The 15,290-nt window shown below is 56.5% G+C and carries 14 protein-coding genes and 1 pseudogene; 9 read left to right on the top strand and 6 right to left on the bottom strand.

The window, feature by feature from the left end:
* Window positions 1–7: 7 nt before the first annotated feature.
* The gene (locus QE408_RS16080; protein WP_306932905.1) at window positions 8–187 is read right to left on the bottom strand and encodes a CsbD family protein; all 180 of its coding nucleotides are present in this window, start codon (window positions 185–187) and stop codon (window positions 8–10) included.
* Window positions 188–334: 147 nt separating this feature from the next.
* Window positions 335–1,819, bottom strand: a complete 1,485-nt coding sequence (locus QE408_RS16085; protein WP_306932906.1) for a helix-turn-helix transcriptional regulator — start codon at window positions 1,817–1,819, stop codon at window positions 335–337.
* Between the two features lie 162 nt (window positions 1,820–1,981).
* On the opposite strand from QE408_RS16085, the gene QE408_RS16090 reads away from it, so the two are divergent.
* From QE408_RS16090 to QE408_RS16120, 7 genes and pseudogenes are all read left to right on the top strand, one after another.
* Window positions 1,982–2,428 (top strand): YaiI/YqxD family protein, encoded by a 447-nt coding sequence (locus QE408_RS16090; RefSeq protein ID WP_306932908.1) that lies wholly within the window; start codon window positions 1,982–1,984, stop codon window positions 2,426–2,428.
* A gap of 6 nt (window positions 2,429–2,434) precedes the next feature.
* Window positions 2,435–3,109, top strand: a complete 675-nt coding sequence (locus tag QE408_RS16095; RefSeq protein ID WP_306932910.1) for a DUF1345 domain-containing protein — start codon at window positions 2,435–2,437, stop codon at window positions 3,107–3,109.
* A gap of 27 nt (window positions 3,110–3,136) precedes the next feature.
* Window positions 3,137–3,970 carry an S-formylglutathione hydrolase gene (gene fghA / locus QE408_RS16100; protein WP_306932912.1) on the top strand — a complete coding sequence of 278 codons (834 nt, stop codon included), beginning with the start codon at window positions 3,137–3,139 and terminating at the stop codon, window positions 3,968–3,970.
* A 148-nt stretch (window positions 3,971–4,118) separates the two neighbouring features.
* Complete coding sequence (locus QE408_RS16105) at window positions 4,119–4,718, top strand: PAS domain-containing protein (RefSeq protein ID WP_306932914.1); 600 nt, start codon at window positions 4,119–4,121, stop codon at window positions 4,716–4,718.
* 122 nt (window positions 4,719–4,840) lie between these two features.
* A pseudogene (locus QE408_RS23035) lies at window positions 4,841–5,263 on the top strand (chemotaxis protein CheB); the annotation flags it as partial.
* A gap of 48 nt (window positions 5,264–5,311) precedes the next feature.
* A complete protein-coding gene (locus QE408_RS23040; protein WP_373465584.1) occupies window positions 5,312–8,149 on the top strand; it encodes a CheR family methyltransferase in 2,838 nt (945 codons plus the stop codon).
* A complete protein-coding gene (locus QE408_RS16120) occupies window positions 8,121–8,516 on the top strand; it encodes a response regulator (protein ID WP_306932916.1) in 396 nt (131 codons plus the stop codon). The genes QE408_RS23040 and QE408_RS16120 overlap by 29 nt, the downstream gene beginning before the upstream one ends.
* 72 nt (window positions 8,517–8,588) lie before the next feature.
* Here the strand turns inward: QE408_RS16120 and QE408_RS16125 are convergent, their stop codons facing one another.
* From QE408_RS16125 to QE408_RS16135, 3 genes are all read right to left on the bottom strand, one after another.
* Complete coding sequence (locus tag QE408_RS16125) at window positions 8,589–8,963, bottom strand: hypothetical protein (RefSeq protein ID WP_306932917.1); 375 nt, start codon at window positions 8,961–8,963, stop codon at window positions 8,589–8,591.
* 646 nt (window positions 8,964–9,609) lie between these two features.
* Entirely contained in the window at window positions 9,610–9,858 is a 249-nt protein-coding gene (locus tag QE408_RS16130) for a hypothetical protein (protein WP_306932919.1), read from the bottom strand.
* Window positions 9,859–9,903: 45 nt separating this feature from the next.
* Window positions 9,904–10,170, bottom strand: a complete 267-nt coding sequence (locus QE408_RS16135; RefSeq protein ID WP_306932921.1) for a hypothetical protein — start codon at window positions 10,168–10,170, stop codon at window positions 9,904–9,906.
* Window positions 10,171–10,439: 269 nt separating this feature from the next.
* Here QE408_RS16135 and QE408_RS16140 point away from each other — a divergent pair, with 269 nt between their 5' ends.
* Window positions 10,440–11,900, top strand: a complete 1,461-nt coding sequence (locus QE408_RS16140) for a D-alanyl-D-alanine carboxypeptidase (protein WP_306932923.1) — start codon at window positions 10,440–10,442, stop codon at window positions 11,898–11,900.
* Window positions 11,901–11,989: 89 nt separating this feature from the next.
* Window positions 11,990–12,253, top strand: a complete 264-nt coding sequence (locus tag QE408_RS16145) for a hypothetical protein (RefSeq protein WP_306934823.1) — start codon at window positions 11,990–11,992, stop codon at window positions 12,251–12,253.
* A 123-nt stretch (window positions 12,254–12,376) separates the two neighbouring features.
* Here QE408_RS16145 and gyrA read toward each other — a convergent pair whose 3' ends face one another.
* Window positions 12,377–15,178 (bottom strand): DNA gyrase subunit A, encoded by a 2,802-nt coding sequence (gene gyrA, locus QE408_RS16150; RefSeq protein WP_306932925.1) that lies wholly within the window; start codon window positions 15,176–15,178, stop codon window positions 12,377–12,379.
* Window positions 15,179–15,290: the final 112 nt, after the last annotated feature.

Genomic DNA, 15,290 nt, shown 5'->3' on the forward strand with positions numbered 1-15,290 from the left:
AAGGTCTTCACTTGAAGGCCCTGCGCACGGTGTCCTTCGACTCGCCGTACTTGCTTTGCACTTCGCCTGCTACCTTTTCGGCGCGGCCTTCAGCCTGCATACGCACGTTGCCAGCGATCTTGCCGACGGCTTCCTTGATCGAGCCCTTGACCTGGCGAACTGCGCCTTCGATGCGGTTGTTATCCATATTAGAACTCCTTCCTTTTCATCGTTATGTCGCCGTCATTGGCGCCATGATGAAAAGATAGAGTGAGGCACAACTCCGCATCAGAGAGAAAACTACTAATCCTACTGGTACAAACTGGCCTATTTTCAGTAAAATGAGCGGAAAGATTTATGTCTTGCGCAATTTGCGCCCGCTGAAGCCACGCTCGCGCGCCCAGATGACCGCCGCTGCACGGCGGTTGACGCCGATCTTGCCGTAGAGAGAGGCAATATGGTTGCGGATCGTGTGTCTGGAGAGATTCAGCCTGTCGCTCATCTCCTTGTCGCTGCAGCCTTCGCAGATCAATGTGAGAATATCGTCTTCGCGCTCGGTCAGATCGCTAAGCGATGCCGTCGAGACCGTTCCTCTTGATGTCTGACGAAGGCCCGCCAGCCTCTCCACCACCGTGCGGCTGAACCACGACGTATCGGCCATGACGGTTTCTATGGCCTCGATCAATTCGTCTTCGGATCGCCGACGTTCCGTCACATCCTGAAGTGCCCAGATGACGCAGAGCTGGTCATTGATTTCGACGCGTTCCGCAGAGACGACACATTCAGCGCTGCTGCCATCCTTCAGATTCATTCTGAGCGGCTCTTCGCGGATCGGCAGGTTGCTTTTCAAGCGGCGTTCCACGTCTCTGCGTGCATTGACGTCATCCCACAATTTCAGTTCGCTTGCCGTCTTGCCGATGATGTCCTGCTCCTTGCGTCCGCACAGCTGAAGAAACGCATCGTTGACTTCGGTGAAGACGAAGTCCTCGAGCCGGGAAATCGCAGTTGGCGCCGGAGAGAGACGGAAGGATTTGAAGAAGCGTTCCTCGCTCTGGCGAAGCGCATTCTGCGCCTTTCTGCGCCCATCGAGATCGGCGAAGGTAAAAAGCATGCAGGGCTCTTCGCCAACGGCGATCACCTCGCCCGCAACGATAACCAGCCGGTCACCCTCTGGGATCGGGATTAACGCTTCCCGGTGACGAATGACGCGTCCGTCCTCAAGCCGATCAAGCGCGTCCTGTCCGGTTTCACAATTGGAAAAGAGACCAAGCTCCTCAACGCTCCGGCCGATGATCTCCTCGCGGGTAAAGCCGGTCATTTCCATGAAACCCTGATTGACGCGAATGAAGCGTTTGTCCTGCATGCGGCAGATCAGACCCGGTGCTGGGTTGGCGTTGAAGGCTCTTTCGAAGCGCTCTTCCGCCTCATAAAGCGGTGTCTCGTCGCGAATGATCAGGACCGTCACATCCGGCTTTGCACCCGCATCCTCAATCACCATGCCTCGAACGGTATGGACCCATGTCTGGTCGAGATCGGAGGCTGGCGAAATCTCGACGGTAACATCGTCAACCTCCTCGCCGGCAAACAGCCTTTCCAAGGGATATTGCCCCTCATCCAGAAGATGGTTGTTGCGATAGCGCAGGGTGAAATTTTTGCGATAGGCGGCAATGTCTGCGCCAAGCTCATCAAGCGTCTCCACCCTATGCATATCGAGCGCCGATTTGTTGGCCCAAGAAATGGCGCCATCCGGCTCCAGCAAAATGAGCCCGTCGCTCAAGCCCGCAATGACTTGCTGTAAAACAAGACGGTTGATCTTCGGGGACTGCTCGACGTCTGTCATAAGGGGCAATCTCTTTCTTTTATGAATGACTTAAAATGTATCGAAGACGATAGCGTCATAAAACGCGGGCAAGCGCAAACATGTTGCGCAGGGACGGAAAAAAGCTCAAATGAGCACCCAGGCGATTGCCCTACGAACAATCCAAAAGGACGAACCTTCTCGATGCCGCAGATCTATGTCGATGCCGATGCGTGTCCGGTGAAGACGGAAATATTGAAAGTCGCAGAACGGCATGATCTCGACGTTACCTTTGTCGCTAATTCTGGGCTGCGGCCCTCTCGTGATCCGAAGGTGAAGAATGTGATCGTTTCCAGCGGTTTCGATGCGGCTGATGACTGGATCGCCGAACGTGCCGGCGAAGGCGACATCGTTATCACCGCGGATGTTCCACTGGCAGGTCGTTGTGTCGCAAATGGCGCGATGGTGACGGGTCCGACCGGTCGCGTTTTCGATCAGACCAATATCGGAATGGCAACCGCCATGCGCGATCTGGGCGCGCATCTGCGTGAAACCGGAGAAAGCAAAGGCTACAATGCCGCCTTCTCCCCACGCGACCGTTCGCAGTTCCTGGAAACACTTGACCGGCTGTGTCGCCGGATAAAGAAGTAATCGAGCATGGCGACAGCACCCAAGACCAAAGAACAGACAAAGATCAGCCTCTATACGCGTCACCGGCCGTTTCTGATTGCCGCAGTCCTGGGAGGCGCGGTGCTGGCAGCAACGCTCATGCTCATCCCCAAGCTCGCCATCGAATCCGCGGCCGTCGCATTTTTCCTCACCTACCTGTTCTTACTCGCCCTCCGCCTTCCTTATCTCACAGCAGCGCATCTGAAGGCGCATGCCGATAGCGACGATCTCCCGGCGATCGCCATCATCTTCATCACACTGTTTGCGGTCGTCGTCGCCGTGGTGTCGCTGTTCATGGCGCTCAATCACTCTGGCGAAACCGCGTTGTCTCTGACGCTGTCCTTTCTTTCGGTCATTTTGGGTTGGTTGACGATCCACACCATGGCGGCGGTTCATTATGCCCATCTGTTCTGGCGTCCGTCTGCCGATGGCGGCAAAAGAGAGCCGAAGGGTGGCATGGATTTTCCTGAGATCAAAGCGCCTGGCATTTACGAGTTTCTCTATTTCTCCGTCGTCATCGGCATGACGGCGCAGACTTCCGACGTTGCCGTGACCACGACGGCCATGCGTAAGGTCACGCTCGTGCACTCGATCGTGTCTTTCTTCTTCAATACGGTGCTGGTGGCAGCGGCGGTGAACGCCGCTGTGTCGCTGGCAGGTTGATACCGCTTTCATAAAAGGATGCAGAACATGAAGGTTATTTCTCAGAACACGGCTTTCGGCGGCATGCAGGGCGTCTATGCGCATGAGTCGGAAACATGCAAATGCGAGATGACCTTCGCCGTCTTTGTGCCGCCAAAGGCGATCAATGAGCCCTGCCCTGTTCTCTGGTATCTTTCGGGCCTGACCTGCACCCATGCCAATGTGATGGAAAAGGGCGAGTATCGTAGGCTTGCAGCAGAGCTCGGTCTCATCATCGTCTGCCCGGATACTTCTCCGCGCGGCAACGACGTGGCCGATGAGTTGACGAATTGGCAGATGGGCAAAGGTGCAGGTTTCTACCTCGATGCCACCGAGGCGCCCTGGGCTGAGCATTACCAAATGTACAGCTACATCACGGAAGAGCTTCCCGCGCTGATCGGTGAGCACTTCCGCGCCGATATGACCCGCCAGGGCATTTTCGGACATTCGATGGGCGGTCATGGCGCCATGACGATCGCGCTGAAAAACTCCGAACGCTTCAAGAGCTGCTCTGCCTTCGCGCCGATCGTCGCACCGTCGTCGGCGGACTGGTCTCGCCCGGCGCTCGAAAAATATCTTGGCGAAGATCAATCGGCTTGGCGCAACTACGATGCCTGCGCATTGGTCGAAGATGGCGCACGCTTCCCCGAATTTCTGATCGACCAGGGGAAAGCAGACAGTTTCCTCGAAAACGGCTTGCGTCCATGGCTCTTCGAAGAGGCTGTCAAGGGAACCGATATCGGCCTCACACTACGCCTTCATGACCGTTACGATCACTCTTACTACTTTATCTCCACCTTTATGGACGATCACCTGAAGTGGCACGCGCAGCGTCTTCTTTAAGACGTCAGAATTGCGTCGGCAGTCATCGACATCAAGCTTAGATGAAGGGCATGTTTTCGCGCTGCAAGTGATGTTTATCGCGACTTGCCCTTATCAAAACAAGAAATCTACCTTAATTAAATAAGAAATACATTGAGTTGATGAGACAATGCCGACATCGTTTATTCTGCCTCCCCTCCGGGAGTTCTTCAATAATGCAACAGTCGCCCTCGCGCTTGCCGAAGCGAAAGGAGACAACGAACTCGTTCTCGTCAACCAGCATTTCAAAACCTTGACCGGCTATGAAGACGCCGATGTGCTGGGCAAGAATTGCCGTATGCTGCAGCACAGCGCAGATGGTGAGCGAGCCTTGAACGAGGAGGCGCGCACGAAGATACATTCCTTCCTGTCGCGGCCGACCTCTTCGGTGATACGGACGCCCATCGTCAATTTCCGCAAAGATGGCAGCCCTTTCGTCAACCTCCTGTTCATGTCGAAACTGACTTCGTCCTCCGGCGACGTTCAGTACATCTTCGCCTCGCAATTCGATATCAGCCGCACCAGGCCCGATCTCCTCGACAGATACAACACTGATCTAGGCACGACGCTCACCCGTATTCAGCCCATGCTGGAAGGCCACAACGTCATCATCGAAGGCAGTCTGGCAACGATTGCAAGCTCGGCCACCACCATCGCGCAGGCAAAAGTGACCTTGGCCGAACTTGATAAAAGCGACCAGAGCCATTCTGGTGAGACCTTGAGGAATTGAGCTTGAACCAACGTTCAGAAGCCCAGGATGTGCCCGTCGTCGGTATCGGATCATCTGCCGGAGGGCTGGAAGCTCTGCGTGAGATGTTCGCCTCCGCTTAAGTCCCTACCGGCCTTGCCTTCGTCGTCGTTCAGCATCTCGATCCTCATCATGAAAGCATGCTGGCGGAGCTGATCGGACGACACACAGCACTCTCCGTCAAGCAGTGTCAGGGCGGAGAGCGCATACAGCCGGATACCGTTTTTATCATACCGCCAGGGCATGGCCTGTCCATTTCAAACGGTACGCTTGAGCTGACGAATTTTGCCCAGCCGCGCGGACTGCGTCGCCCGATCGACGATTTTTTTATCTCGCTTGCCAACGACCAGAATGGCAATGCCGCCTGCGTTATCTTGTCAGGCACGGGCGCAGACGGTTCGACGGGCCTTCGCGCCATCAAGGAAAATGGCGGCTTATGCGTTGCCCAGGAGCCCGCGACGGCGAAATACGACGGCATGCCGCTTGCTGCTGCAGGCACGGGTCTCGTCGACTTCATCCAGCCACCGGACAAGATTCTCACCTGCATCACGGGCTTTTTCTTCAGGCGCACGAAGGTGCTTGCCGATGCGCAACCCTCTCTGGTCGAAGATCATATTGACGAGCTGTGCAGAACGCTCCGCAACTCCGTCGGCCACGATTTTTCCGGCTATAAAAAGACCACCTTCATTCGTCGTATCGAACGCAGAATGCATGTTCTTGGGATCGAACACGCAAAGGAATATCTGCACCGGCTGCAACGCGATCACGAGGAATGCGAGGCCCTGTTTCGCGACCTGCTGATCAACGTCACGCGCTTCTTCCGCGACCGGGAGTTTTTTGACGTTCTTCGAGATCGGGCGATCCGTCCGCTCCTCCAGAGCCAGGAAGCACGTGAAGACGGCGTGCGTGTCTGGGTGCCAGGCTGCTCGAGTGGCGAAGAAGCCTATTCCATTGCCATGCTATTCGCCGAAGCGGCCCGCGAGTTGCAGGTGATGTGCGATGTCCAGATCTTCGCAACGGATATCGATGAAAGCATGCTGCAAATCGCGCGATCGGGATCTTACCCGAACGCCGCGCTGGCCGATATTCCACCGGCTTTGCAGGAGCAATATATCGTTCCACATAAGGATCGCTTCAACTTCGTCGGCCAGATCCGGGATATGATCCGCTTCTCCGGCCACAGTCTCGTCAAGGATCCGCCCTTCTCGAAGATCGACCTAGTCTCCTGCCGCAACCTGCTCATCTATTTTGACGACAAGCTGCAAAAGACCATTATGCCGCTCTTCCACTATGCGTTGCGACCGGGCGGCTTTCTTTTCCTGGGGCCGTCCGAAAGTGTCGGTCGGTTCGAGACGGTTTTCGCCAGCATCGACCAGAAGGCGCGGCTTTTCGAAAGACTGCCGGGTCTTCCCACCTATCCCATTCCGCTTCCCGGCGGACGCCAGGATCAGGGTCGTCGATCAGGCGGCGCAGACGTCCAGCACGACACAGCCAGAAGCGACGACGAAACCGTCGTGTCGCGTCTGCTTGAAAGATACGTGCCTGCCAGCATGCTTCTGGATCAGGAAGGTCAGATCATGGCGGCCTTCGGCAAGCTCAGCCGCTTTTTCGATTTTCCGGTTTCCCGCTCCAACGAGACCAGCGCTGCCTCGCTTGCTCGCCCCGGCGTGAAGGAGCAGATCGGACCTCTGCTGCGCCAAGCCCATGCCGCGAAAAAGCGCGTCATGTCCAGCAAGGTTGAAGTCATCACCGAGTTTGGCTCGCTGACGACCGACATCATCTGCGATCCGGTGGACGACGACAGGTTCCTTTTGGTGTTTCAGGACACCGGGCAGTTCAAGCCATTGGAAGAAAGCGACCTCATCAACCTTGAACCGAGCAACGGTCATGTCGAAGCCCTTGAGCGCGAGCTGCGCTCGGCCAAGCATCGTCTACGCTCTGCCACCGAAGAGCTTGAGACCGCGAATGAGGAGCTGAAGAGCTCCAACGAAGAAATGATGTCGATGAACGAAGAGCTTCAATCGACAAACGAAGAGCTGACGACGGTCAATGACGAGCTAAAGAATAAGATCGAGCAGCTGACGATCGCCAATACCGATCTTCGCAACTTCTTCGATTCCACCAACCTCGCCATCATCGTTCTCGACCGAAACCTGCGTGTGCGCTCCTTCACCCGCGCCGCGACCGAAATCATGCCGCTACAGACATCCGATCGTGGCCGTCCGATATCGGACGTTACCACGCCCCTCTTGACCCCGGACTACCTGGACCAGGTTCGCAGTGTCATGGACGACGGCGTGGATTACCAGGATACCGTATGGCATGAAGAAACGCGAAAGACGTTTACGCTGAGAATTCTCCCCTACAGAATCTCGGACGGCACCATCACCGGTGCAACCATCGTCATGACCGACATCTCTCATGCGGTGAGTGTTGAAACCCAGTTGCAACGGGAACAGAACCGGCACGAGCTCGCTGTCGAGGCTGCAGGCATCGGCGTGTGGGAATACCTTCCGGAACGCCAGGAGTTTCTTCTCGGCGGCTCGACACGGGAATTGCTGCAAGCGCAGAGCAATTACCTCAGCACCCACGACTTCCTCGCAAAAATTCGGGAGGAGGATCGGATAGAGGTTCTCGAAGCAATCCAGCAGGCGGAGAAAGACCACGGTGGTTTCGACCTGACGACCGAACTTGCGTCCACACAGGGATCTCGCTGGATCAAGGTGTTCGGACGTTACGTGGGAGACGTCGATTCCCCGAGGATCATCGGAGTGACCGTCGATGTGACGGCCGAATACCGACTTGCAGAAACGCGCGAGCTGATGCTGAACGAGATGAACCACCGGGTAAAGAACCTCTTCGCCATGATCGGCGGCATCCTGCGCATGGCAGGTCGAAAGCATGACACGGTGCAAAGTCTGGTCGCAGATGTTGAAAGCCGAATACTCGCGCTGGGCAACGCTCATTCGCTCGCGTCGAACCAGAAGCGCACTGGACCGGTCGAGATTGCGGAACTGGTCAAGACAATCCTCGCACCCTACGAGCAAAAGGGCGGCATCGAAATTTCGCAAGACTCCCTCCCCATCCCTGCAAAATGCATTACGCCGCTGACCCTCATCCTGCATGAATGGTCGACGAACGCGCTAAAATACGGAGCGCTTGGCAAAAGCGATGGCAAGCTGGATGTGAGCTGGAACGAAGATAACGAAAATATTTATCTGCTATGGAACGAAACAATAGGAAAGCCCGTTGTAGAGTTCGGGGAAAAAGGATTTGGAACTCTTCTACTGTCAAGCGCCGCGCGGCAATTGGGAGGCGAGATTGACACCAAACTCGACGGCTCCGAACTCCATCATATTCTTACTCTGCCACGTTCGGTTTTAAATGACACGCAAATCGGTACTCATCATTGAAGACGAAATATTCGTTGCCCTCGACCTCCAAATGACCTTTGAAGAGGCCGGCTGGGATGTTGCAGGGCCGTTTGCCAGTATCGAGCAATCTTCACTTTATCTGAAGGAAAATACGCCGACTTGCGCCGTCCTCGATGTGCGCTTGATTGATGGCGAAGTCTTCCCCATCGCCGACATTCTCGCCGAACGCGGCGTCCCCTTCGTTTTCCATTCCGGCCATGCCGACGGACGGCAGCTGGCGCAACGCTACGCGACGTCGGCTTTCTGCCAAAAACCTTGTCTGCCGGGAAAACTCTTGAATGAGTTGGAGAGGCTCTCGGATCGAGCAGATCCCAAGTGGCGGGACCAAGTCCGAGCAAGCGCGTAAACGATCTTCATTCTACCAAGCATATGCAAAAAAGCCGGCGTTTCAGCCGGCTTTTTCGTGAGTGAGCTGCGATTACTGGCAAACCCGGAAACTTTCCATATGCCATCCACCATCATAGGAGTTTGGCACCCGGCGATCTTCGAGCCAGCAGCGCGGTGGCGGTGGTGGTGGGGGCTCCACATACCGCGGTCCGCTATCATTGGTGATGGCGCCGCTGATGATGCCCCCCAAAAGACCGGCTGCAATACCGCCGGCGATCACCGCGCCCGTATTGTTATGATGATGCCTGCGCGGAGGATCACGATAAGGCGGAGGTGGAGGCGGAGGTCCGCGGCGATCGTAGCGATAAGGTCCATCATAATATTGAGCAGAAGCGGTTTGAACGCTGGCAAACAGCGTGCTGGCAGTCAGCACCGCGGCGAGGATTGAAAGCAGAACTTTCTTCATGGCAGAAATCTCCAGGTGAGTTGGCATCGAACTTTGCCACCCAACGCACGGTCAATTTGCCACAGCAGCGCTGAACACGCGATGAATGCGCAGCCAATCCGAAAAGACTGGATAGCCCGGAAGCAAAACCATTTCATGGCAATTCTTTTGAGCAAGCGTACCGATCCCCGGCGCAATGACCTTTCACGACAAATAACCCTGAGCTAATCCAATCCTCGTTCCTCTTTTACGGGGGAGCTCCCAAGTCCTGAGAGCCAATCAGGTAACACCTCGCCCCGCCTTGAAGGTGGGGCTTTTTTCTTGGGTGTCGTTCGAGAACGATGAATGATTAAAGTGCAATGGACCAAGATCGATGAAAAATCCGATTTCTCTGGCAACCCATTTGCATGTTGGACGTTATATGACCGAGACTCCCAGTCTCTAGTTCCCCTCTCGACTGACAGCCCGCCTCGCGCGGGTTCTTTTTTGGGAAATAGGTCGGGCTTGCTGACGCTTTTTGTCGTCAGGCGTACCGATCACCAGCAATATGGCCTCGCCGATCACCTATTTTAACGATAGCTTGCCGCCATCGCTCCAGGGCATTGCCCAACTTTCCCCGAGCGAACAACCTGCCCCGCCAATTCAGCGGGGCTTTTTTGTGTCATCGTCAGGGTGCGGGCGCCACGACTCGCCAGTTTTGGTCTGGTGCGGGACCCGCACGCCGGGACTCCTCACCAATGAGATGATCCAAGAGTTCAACAATGGCAGTGGGCAAATTGACGATCAGGTCGTCGACCATCTGGGTGAACCAATGGTACCAATAAATGGTTAGCAGCGTCAGGAAGAGCAGCAGAAGCCACGGCCAAAGCGGCTTGCGCGGCGGCTTGTTTTTTTCCGTCTGCGTGTCGAGATTCATATCGAACTCCTTCCGCAACATACTGAATCAGGATGAACGGCCGACTCAGGCGCGCCGGTTGCGAGGCTCGCCGCCAGGCGCATAGGCTGTCTTCTGCTGAAAACGGAAAATGTTGCCGCATTGAGCACAACGGATCATGTAATCCGCCGGATTCGTCGATGGACGCTCCGTTCTGAACCCACGTGGCATTTCATCAATGCGAAAATCCACATGGGCAGATGCTTTTTCATCTATCTCCGACGCTTCGGCAAATCCGGTATGCCCGCAGCGCGAACATTCGAGTTTCCGTGAGTATCGATCGCGAGAAGCCATTCTTCGTCCTTTGATTTCAGCATCAGGTAGCAGCGGCAAGCGGCCGATTCAATAGCGGCGCGCTCAACTATCATTTCACCTGTCTCTGCGAGACCGCGACACACAGCGCTAAGATTCTGAAAAGATTCACTCTGTTTGACAAAGCCAGATGCCGGAAATGCCGCATTTTATGATTCACGCATACGATTCATAAACCACTTGGTAACGTCATTCGCCTAAATTTCGAAACGTGAAATTGTCTGGCGGGGCGTGTCGGACGGATCTGTGGCATGCGATTGAAGAGTTCAACTGTGTTGAAAAAACTATCTGAGGCGCTTGGTCGCGCAGTAGGCGCGACCTCTTTTGTAAAGGCTTTGCTGTTCGCGGCGGCTGTGGCGACAACGACCGTTTCCGCCACGCAGGTGGCGAAGGCTGACCCGAAATATGCTGGCATCGTCATCGATGCCAAGACGGGTAAGGTGCTTTACAGCGAAGACCCCGACGGTCTGCGTTATCCGGCGTCCTTGACGAAAATGATGACGCTTTACCTTACCTTCGAAGCCTTGAATGCCGGACGCTTCACGCTCGACTCCAAGGTTCCGGTTTCTGCCAATGCCGCCAAGGAGCCTCCATCGAAGCTTGGCGTTCGCGCCGGCGGTTCCGTAACGGTCGAGCAAGCTATTCTCGCGCTCGTAACACGGTCTGCCAATGACATGGCAACTGCACTTGGCGAATACGTCGGGGGTTCGGAAGACCGTTTTGCACGAATGATGACGGCAAAAGCCCGTGCGCTTGGGATGACCCGGACCACTTATCGCAATGCGAACGGTCTTCCTAATACTGCGCAAATGACAACGGCGCGCGACCAGGCCCGCCTCGGCATCGCTCTCCGTCAGCATTTCCCGCAATATTACGGCTATTTCAGCACCCGCACCTTCACATTCGGCAAGCAGGTCATCGGCAACCATAACCGTCTTGTCGGTACGGTTCGCGGCGTCGACGGCATCAAGACGGGTTACACCCGCGCTGCTGGCAGCAACCTTGCAACTTCGGCGCAGCTTGACGGCCGCTCTATCGTGGCAGTCGTCCTCGGAGGACGTTCGAGTGCTGCCCGTGACGCTACAATGCGCAAGCTGGTTGCAGAATATCTGCCTAAGGCTTCGCGCGGCGGCAACAGCAACCTGATTGCGGCAACGCCGTCGGCTCCGATTGAAGAGCCCGTTGCTGTGGTGGCCGCTACCTCGCCTACCTCTGGTCTTCCAAATGCTGGTCCTGTTCCCCAGCAGCGTTACGGCGACGAGGCACCGGTCTCCGCATTTGCCTCAGCGCCTGCCAATGCGGCTGTTGCCGCGATGGATGTCGCAACACGTCCGCGCGCTCCGGTAAAGCCTGTTCCTCCAGTCAGCATGAAACCGGATCGTTCCGTGGTCACCAATTCCACGAAGGTCGATAATATCGTAACCGCCTCTACGGCCCCTTCGGCTCCCGCAGCTCCCGCTGCAGGTACTGGTTGGGTCATCCAGATCGGCGCATCCCCAGACGAGAATTCCGCGCGCAACCTGCTTCAGGCAGCGCAGGATAAAGGCGGAAATGTATTGCGTACCGCCAAACCATTTACGGTCGCATTCACCAAGGACGGCGCCCAGATGTATCGCGCCCGTTTCGGTGGCTTCGACGGTCAGAATGATGCAGTCAACGCATGCAATGCTCTGAAGAAGAAAGGTGTCAGCTGCTGGGCTTCGCTCCAGTAGGCCAACCGACTGTTCCAGGACAGGCCATGACGTTTGTAAAACATGGCCTGCCCACTCCTCGAATTGTATTGAGTAACGAGGCTTTACAGATGGCGATCAATGAAAACTACTTGGACATCGCACCCGGCAAAGGCAGAAGTCAGTCTGCTTCGGTGCTTCATCCAATCCACGAAGCGGCGATGAAAATTGCCGATATCGGGCTCAATAGATCCAGGCACAAGACCCGTGATCTGGTCAATCTCCTGCTTTGCCACGGCGCTCGCGCCTGGCGCAGCAACCAGCCCGAGGCAACAATCCATCTTCATATTGATGGACCATCCGGCCGGGCGCCCGTACATCTGCGTCTTCGCTAAGCAAACATGGCTCAAAAAGAAACCCTGCGGAACTTTCGTTTCGCAGGGTTTTCTCATTTATAGGCTCGATTTTCGAGCTGCCATTCGAAAGGATGAAGTGGCGGTTACCGCCACTTCGACAGCTTACTCAGCAGAACCGTCAGTATCAGACGCAGCAGCCGTGTCGCCGCTGGCGAGATTCTCAGCGCCTTCGATCAGCGCCTCGACCTCATCTTCGCCTTCCGGCTCGTTGATACGCTCGACGGAGACAACCTTCTCATCCTTGGCGGTGGAGAAGATGGTGACGCCCTTTGTCGCACGGCTGGCGATACGGATGCCGTTGACGGGCACGCGGATCAACTGACCACCATCGGAGACCAGCATGATCTGGTCGCTATCCTCGACGGGGAAGGCTGCGACGAGTTCGCCAATCTCCGACGTCTTCGACGTATCGGTCGCGCGGATACCCTTGCCACCACGTCCCGAGGTGCGGAAGTCGTAAGACGACGAACGCTTGCCGTAACCCTTTTCGGAGACGGTGAGCACGAACTGCTCGCGGCTCTTGAGTTCCTGATAGCGGGCTTCGCTGAGTTCACCCTCTTCCGTGACCTCTTCACCAACAAGCGCGATATCTTCTTCATCGACACCCGCCGCACGACGCTCTGCTGCGGACCGCTTGAGATAGGCTGCCCGCTCCCAAGGCTCGGCATCGCTGCTGCTGACGATGGTCATCGAAATGATCCGGTCGCCCTCGCCCATATTGATGCCGCGCACGCCCACAGAATTGCGGCCAGCAAAGACGCGCACGTCGTCCACGGGGAAGCGGATGCACTGGCCAAGCGCCGTCGTCAGCAACACGTCGTCGCGATCGGTGCAGGTCTCGACGGAGAGGATTTCATCGCCCTCTTCATCGAGCTTCATCGCGATCTTGCCGTTCCGGTTGACCTGAACGAAGTCGGACAGCTTGTTGCGACGAACCGTTCCACGCGTGGTGGAGAACATCACGTCGAGGGTTTCCCAGGTCGTCTCGTCTTCTGGCAGAGGCATGATGGTGGTGATGCGTTCACCGGCTTCCAGCGGCAGCATGTTGATCAACGCCTTGCCCTTGGACTGCGGCGTACCGATCGGCAGACGCCAGACCTTCTCCTTGTAGACGATGCCACGCGAAGAGAAGAACAGAACCGGCGTGTGGGTATTGGCAACGAAGAGACGATTGACGAAGTCCTCGTCGCGCGTTGCCATGCCAGAGCGGCCCTTGCCGCCGCGGCGCTGCGCCTTGTAGGTGGTCAGCGGCACGCGCTTGATGTAACCCAGATGCGACACGGTCACGACCATGTCTTCGCGGGCGATGAGGTCTTCATCGTCCATATCAGGACCGCCCTCGATGATCTCCGAGCGGCGCGGCGTGCCGAATTCTTCACGAATGGCGGCAAGCTCGTCCTTGACGATCTGCTGGATTCGGATGCGCGAGGACAGGATTTCGAGGTATTCGCTAATCTCGGCGCCGATCTTGTTCAACTCGTCGCCGATTTCATCGCGGCCAAGTGCCGTTAGGCGTGCCAAGCGCAGTTCGAGGATCGCGCGGGCCTGCTCTTCCGAGAGGTTATAGCTGCCATCCTCGTTGATGCGGTGACGCGGATCGTCGATCAAAAGGATCAGGCTTTCCACTTCGGCTGCTGGCCAACGGCGGGTCATCAGCTCTTCACGGGCAGAGGCCGGGTCCGGCGCCTGACGGATCACGCGAATGACTTCGTCGATATTGGCGACGGCGATGGCGAGACCCACCAACACATGCGCACGGTCGCGCGCCTTACGAAGCAGGTACTTGGTGCGGCGGCTGACGACATCCTCACGGAAGGAGACGAAAGCGCGCAGCATGTCGAGGAGCGTCATCTGCTCCGGCTTGCCGCCGTTCAGCGCCACCATGTTACAGCCAAACGAGGTCTGCAGTGGCGTGTAGCGGTAAAGCTGGTTGAGGATCACTTCCGCATTGGCGTCGCGCTTCAGCTCGACCACGACACGGTAGCCCTGGCGGTCGGATTCGTCGCGCAGGTCGGAGATACCCTCGATGCGCTTTTCCTTTACCAGTTCGGCCATCTTTTCAATCATCGACGCCTTGTTCACCTGGAAGGGAACTTCGGTGATAATGATCTGCTCGCGGTCACCACGCATCGGCTCGATGGTGGCGCGCCCGCGCATGATGACCGAGCCACGGCCCGTTTCATAAGCCGAGCGAATGCCGGAGCGGCCCATGATAAACGCGCCCGTCGGGAAGTCCGGACCTGGAATGATCTGCATCAGTTCCGGCAGCTCGATTTCCGGCTTGTCGATGAGCGCGATACAGCCATCGATAACTTCTGACAGGTTGTGCGGCGGAATATTCGTCGCCATGCCGACGGCGATGCCGCCTGCCCCGTTGACCAGAAGGTTCGGAAACTTGGCAGGCACCACAACCGGCTCCTGCAAGGTGCCGTCATAGTTGTCGCGGAAATCGACGGTTTCCTTGTCCAGATCATCGAGCAGCGAATGCGCGGCCTTCTGCAAGCGGCATTCGGTGTAACGCTCGGCTGCTGGCGGATCGCCGTCGATAGAGCCGAAATTGCCCTGGCCGTCGATGAGAGGAAGGCGCAAGGACCAATCCTGCGCCATACGGGCCAATGCGTCGTAGATAGCAGCGTTGCCGTGCGGATGGTACTTACCCATCACGTCACCGGTGACGCGGGCGCATTTGACGTATTTCTTGTTCCAGTCGATGCCGAGTTCCGACATGCCATAAAGAATACGGCGATGAACTGGCTTCAACCCGTCACGGACATCAGGCAGCGCGCGCGAGACGATAACGCTCATGGCGTAATCGAGATACGACCGCTGCATTTCCTCCATGATGGAAATTGGTTCAATGCCTGGCGGAAGCTTTCCGCCGCCGGGGGGGCTCTGGTCAGTCAAAACGGATCACATTCTCTGTTAAGAATCGGATGGATTTTTATAGCGGAAATGGCGTCCGCACGCCAATTTCTCCGCCGGTTTTGAACAGTCTTTTACGTCATTTACAAGACGA

The sequence above is a fragment of the Agrobacterium larrymoorei genome, from assembly GCF_030819275.1.
Classification (GTDB): Bacteria; Pseudomonadota; Alphaproteobacteria; order Rhizobiales; family Rhizobiaceae; genus Agrobacterium; species Agrobacterium larrymoorei_B.

Excerpts from the sequence above, each read along its gene's own strand:
- QE408_RS16080 (WP_306932905.1), bottom strand. The coding sequence starts at position 187 with ATGGATAACAACCGCATCGAAGGCGCAGTTCGCCAGGTCAAGGGCTCG.
- QE408_RS16085 (WP_306932906.1), bottom strand. The coding sequence starts at position 1,819 with ATGACAGACGTCGAGCAGTCCCCGAAGATCAACCGTCTTGTTTTACAG.
- QE408_RS16090 (WP_306932908.1), top strand. The coding sequence starts at position 1,982 with ATGCCGCAGATCTATGTCGATGCCGATGCGTGTCCGGTGAAGACGGAA.
- QE408_RS16095 (WP_306932910.1), top strand. The coding sequence starts at position 2,435 with ATGGCGACAGCACCCAAGACCAAAGAACAGACAAAGATCAGCCTCTAT.
- fghA (WP_306932912.1), top strand. The coding sequence starts at position 3,137 with ATGAAGGTTATTTCTCAGAACACGGCTTTCGGCGGCATGCAGGGCGTC.
- QE408_RS16105 (WP_306932914.1), top strand. The coding sequence starts at position 4,119 with ATGCCGACATCGTTTATTCTGCCTCCCCTCCGGGAGTTCTTCAATAAT.
- QE408_RS16120 (WP_306932916.1), top strand. The coding sequence starts at position 8,121 with ATGACACGCAAATCGGTACTCATCATTGAAGACGAAATATTCGTTGCC.
- QE408_RS16125 (WP_306932917.1), bottom strand. The coding sequence starts at position 8,963 with ATGAAGAAAGTTCTGCTTTCAATCCTCGCCGCGGTGCTGACTGCCAGC.
- QE408_RS16130 (WP_306932919.1), bottom strand. The coding sequence starts at position 9,858 with ATGAATCTCGACACGCAGACGGAAAAAAACAAGCCGCCGCGCAAGCCG.
- QE408_RS16135 (WP_306932921.1), bottom strand. The coding sequence starts at position 10,170 with ATGGCTTCTCGCGATCGATACTCACGGAAACTCGAATGTTCGCGCTGC.
- QE408_RS16140 (WP_306932923.1), top strand. The coding sequence starts at position 10,440 with ATGCGATTGAAGAGTTCAACTGTGTTGAAAAAACTATCTGAGGCGCTT.
- QE408_RS16145 (WP_306934823.1), top strand. The coding sequence starts at position 11,990 with ATGGCGATCAATGAAAACTACTTGGACATCGCACCCGGCAAAGGCAGA.